Source organism: Photorhabdus viridis, from assembly GCF_040256935.1.
Lineage (GTDB): Bacteria > Pseudomonadota > Gammaproteobacteria > Enterobacterales > Enterobacteriaceae > Photorhabdus > Photorhabdus viridis.
On record NZ_JBEJZY010000291.1, the window covers coordinates 1 to 412 of the forward strand.

General features: G+C 57.8%; 1 protein-coding gene. It reads right to left on the reverse strand.

Translation table 11 applies throughout. The features are described 5' to 3' along the window. On the reverse strand, window positions 1-412 hold a 412-nt coding region (gene vgrG / locus ABR397_RS23405), incomplete at both ends, for a type VI secretion system tip protein VgrG (protein WP_350307791.1).

A 412-nucleotide genomic window follows, 5' to 3' on the forward strand; every position in this document is an offset into this window, starting at 1 on the left:
GACATTGCGTTTGTAGTTGAATAAGGTGACGTGATCCGGGTGTTTTGAGTCGTGCAGCGCATGAGCGATGTAGGGCCGATCCGGGTCGCCCCCTTCAAATGCGATCGCCACCTCGGTGCCTATCAGCAACGGCCAGTGAAAACCGTAGGTGTCACCCGCATAGGGACGAGCCAGACGTACCCACAGACTTTCTCCCCCCTGCGGCCAGTCCGCCCGGTCAAAATCAAACGCCACCCGATACAACCCGTCTTTATTAATATCCCCGTACCGGTCGTTCACTACCGAGCTGCTCACCCGGGCCGGCAGGGTGCCCGCTATGCGTGGTTTCGGGATTAATGCAGGTCGGAAGCACACGGTTTCAGAGTAGGGAATGGCAGTAAACGCCATTTCAAAACTGCGATCCCGGCGCGCA